Genomic DNA, 3,121 nt, shown 5'->3' with positions numbered 1-3,121 from the left:
TTCTTTCTGTTGTTATCTTCCAGTAAGTATTCGTAAGTTCCGTTGATGTCTCCTTTCTCTTTTTTGCTCAACGCATACGCAAGATCTTTCGCTTTTTTCGTATAATACAACGAAGTTTTACTTTCACCGAGATTTTCGTAAATTGAAGATAAATCTTCATAGATGTATTGCTGCTGATAATCCTGCTTAAGATTTAAAAATAAAGGCAACGCTTTATTGTAATAATACAGGGCACTATCATTTTTGTTCACATTTTTAAATGCTTCTGCAATTCCCATTAAACCAAACGCAATATCATTGGGATTTTTTGCCTTAAGAGAGAGCGAATAGGCTTTTCTTGAATAATATAGTGCCGAGTCCGGTTTGCCCACCGCTGAATAAGAACTGCCCAGATTATACGCCTGTGTAGCGGTAACCGTAATTCTTCTGTATACATTTTTAATTTTTTCGCAGGAAAGAAAGCTTTTAAGATCGTATTTTAAAATAATTTCCGGCCCGGAACCCCTCATTTCTTCAATTTCTGCGTGTCTTTTATAAAAATCTCCCATGGCATAATAAAAGTCGTCTCCCTTCAGATTTTTCGATAAAGATTCTGCTGTTTTTAAAGAGCTGTCTGCTTCTTTGAAGAACCCTAAATATGCATACGCTGATGCTTTGGTTCCCCATGCAAATACCTGAAAAAGATAATTGTTTTCCTCCGATGCAATCTTTTCAAGCTGATTGGCATATTCAATGGCTTTTTTATTGTTTCCTGTGTATATATTAATGTTCACCACACTGTACAAAGCCCGCATTTTACCATAACCGTAACCCATTTCATCCGATAGTCTGTAGGCTTCAGATGCATCTTTTACTGCCTTTTTTATGTTAGATTTGCTGTATGTTGCCGAAATAATACTGTCGATCTGCTTTTTTGAATATGCCTGAGTCTTTATTTGGGAAAATACTAATTGAGATAATAAAATTAATAGCCATTTAAAGTTTTGCATTATTTTTTTAATAAAAATAAGAAAATTTATATATTTTTTTAATTAATCATTAGAATAACTTGTTGAGAAATTGATGCATATCATCTCATGACTGATTAATAAATATTTTTTTCCATTTGGTAATGGTATTTCTGCTCATTTTAAAATGACTGGCAAGCTGGGTATTGTTGAGGTTATTGATCTTTTGATATTGCAGAATTTCGAATATTGTTTTTCGGTCATAAGAACGGTGCTTATGATTAAAATCTTCATTGCTGTTCCCAAATATAAGGTCATTCAGGTTCATAATGTCTACAAAAGACAGATACTTTTTGGAAAGTATCTGTACACATTTTTCTTTTTTTTCGGGATATTTTTCTGACAACAGATCATTGTAAATTTTTTTATAATTTGGTTTTTTTAATTCTTTCATACCAATAATAATATCTTTCTACTGTAAAACTTACCTTTTCATTTTCAAAATACACATACAGAACTTTCTTCATTATTTTTTTCCTTTCCACATAAATCCACAGGTCTTCTTCAGAATATTCTGAGTCTTTTTCTCCCAGAATTTGAATGATTTCCTGTTTGCTTTTTCCCTTCAGCTCTTGCCGGTTTGTATTTTCCACATTTTTATTTCTCATTGCTTTATATTGATGGAGGATCGTTTTTTTTAATGAGACTTTTCTCGTGTTTATAAATCCATTTATATAATGTAGTCTTAGGAATGTTATAGTGTTCTATAACTTCATTTTTAGACATTTTTCCTTTGTTGATTTTTTCCAGAATAAATTCAATAATTTCTTTGGTATAGATATTTTTCCGGAATTGCGGTAAGGAAGACTTTTTGGCGGTGACTTTATTATAATGTACGTTTCTCTGAGGAGCGTATAATATAAGATGCTGTGTATAAATCCTGAAAAAATCATATTCCAGTAATTTAGACCATTTCAGCAGATCCTCACAATAGAGATCTCTCCTTTCAAAATGTTCCTGTATTTCTTCTTCACTGCATTTAAAGAACTTCGCAATTCTCGCCATATCCAGATCACTTTCTTCCACTCTTTCTTTTAAAAGTGATCCCATGTGAATTTTTTTTAACTTCATAATAAGCTGATTTTTTTATTTCCGTTGTATGAATGAAAATGAAATACAGTAAATTTTTGTCCGGAGTATTATATCGTTTTTTTAAGAATTCTTTATTTCCAGTAATTCCATTTCAGACCGTCAAATACCGCTAAAGATTTGCTTACCGTATCATAACACATTGTTCCGACATGGGGTGACTTTACATTAATGTGCGGATTGCTTATTTTAGGCAGAATCATTGCCTTATCGGATGATTCCAGTACCAAAACTCCTTTTGCATTGCTGAAAGGTGCACCTATTGTTATTCCCTGTCCCAATTCTGATCCGCTGTTTGAAGTTGCTCCGGCAGCATTTCCTGCATCAGAAAGGTTTTTCCACACACCATTTTCAAACATTTTCAATTTTAAATCACTTTTATCAAAAATAAAAGTCCCGTTATTATTGGATGTTAAACCCGTTGGAGCGCTGTTTACGGCAGGTAATATAATCGCTCGTGTATTGGAAGCAGAATCTTCAAAATCCAGTAAAGTACTGCTTCCGTTTACATTGCTTTTTGCAACAGCGATCTGCGCATGGGATATACTGAATATCCAAAAAAAGAAGAATAATATATATGCTTTATTTTTCATTATTTCCAATTTTAATTGTTGTTTTTAATTATTGCAGCTTCTTACAATACAGTTCCATACAGTGCCGTTATATAACTTCACGCAATTGGCTGCGATATCATAAATAATCATTCCTTCCTTAGGATTAACGATGGCGTTTTCATTGGCTACTCTTGTAATAACAAAGCCTTTGTCTTTAGACTCCAATGCTATAAAACCGTTGGAAACCGCATCTGGAAAATCAGAAGATTTTGTAAGATACGTTGAGATCCCTATTAGCGAATATGAATAGTCCGGTGTCCCGATTGCCGCAGGCTGTGTACAATAGGAAGGACAAGTAATTATCTGTACCGGAACACTTACCGTAGGACTGTAACATCCTCCTGTAGCATCATAAAACGCAGCATAGTACGTTCCGGAGACGGAAACTGCGTCAGGACTGGCGATTTTGTT

At 33.6% G+C, this 3,121-nt stretch carries 5 protein-coding genes and 1 pseudogene; all 6 read right to left on the bottom strand.

Annotated elements, in window-relative coordinates; translation table 11 throughout:
• Positions 1-989, bottom strand: a 989-nt coding sequence (locus tag WFK35_RS21790) for a tetratricopeptide repeat protein (RefSeq protein WP_336734654.1), incomplete at its 3' end; no start/stop codon positions are given.
• A gap of 85 nt (positions 990-1,074) precedes the next feature.
• The gene (locus WFK35_RS21785) at positions 1,075-1,401 is read right to left on the bottom strand and encodes a helix-turn-helix domain-containing protein (RefSeq protein ID WP_336734652.1); all 327 of its coding nucleotides are present in this window, start codon (positions 1,399-1,401) and stop codon (positions 1,075-1,077) included.
• Positions 1,373-1,615: a hypothetical protein gene (locus tag WFK35_RS21780; protein WP_235130260.1), complete on the bottom strand. Its 243-nt coding sequence runs from the start codon at positions 1,613-1,615 to the stop codon at positions 1,373-1,375. The genes WFK35_RS21785 and WFK35_RS21780 overlap by 29 nt, the downstream gene beginning before the upstream one ends.
• A gap of 4 nt (positions 1,616-1,619) precedes the next feature.
• Entirely contained in the window at positions 1,620-2,057 is a 438-nt protein-coding gene (locus WFK35_RS21775) for a transposase (protein WP_235130261.1), read from the bottom strand.
• 113 nt (positions 2,058-2,170) lie between these two features.
• The gene (locus tag WFK35_RS21770; RefSeq protein ID WP_336734649.1) at positions 2,171-2,689 is read right to left on the bottom strand and encodes a hypothetical protein; all 519 of its coding nucleotides are present in this window, start codon (positions 2,687-2,689) and stop codon (positions 2,171-2,173) included.
• 24 nt (positions 2,690-2,713) lie between these two features.
• Positions 2,714-3,121: pseudogene (locus WFK35_RS21765) on the bottom strand (hypothetical protein); the annotation flags it as partial.

Source organism: Chryseobacterium sp. VD8 (assembly GCF_037149975.1).
In the GTDB taxonomy this organism is placed as follows: Bacteria; Bacteroidota; Bacteroidia; order Flavobacteriales; family Weeksellaceae; genus Chryseobacterium; species Chryseobacterium indicum.
The sequence above is the reverse complement of the archived record's forward strand: the minus strand, read 5'-3'. Positions and strand labels throughout refer to the sequence as shown.

Bases quoted from the DNA above. Each gene is read 5' to 3' on its own strand.
- WFK35_RS21775 (WP_235130261.1), bottom strand. From the start codon at position 2,057: ATGGGATCACTTTTAAAAGAAAGAGTGGAAGAAAGTGATCTGGATATG.
- WFK35_RS21785 (WP_336734652.1), bottom strand. From the start codon at position 1,401: ATGAAAGAATTAAAAAAACCAAATTATAAAAAAATTTACAATGATCTG.
- WFK35_RS21780 (WP_235130260.1), bottom strand. From the start codon at position 1,615: ATGAGAAATAAAAATGTGGAAAATACAAACCGGCAAGAGCTGAAGGGA.
- WFK35_RS21770 (WP_336734649.1), bottom strand. From the start codon at position 2,689: ATGAAAAATAAAGCATATATATTATTCTTCTTTTTTTGGATATTCAGT.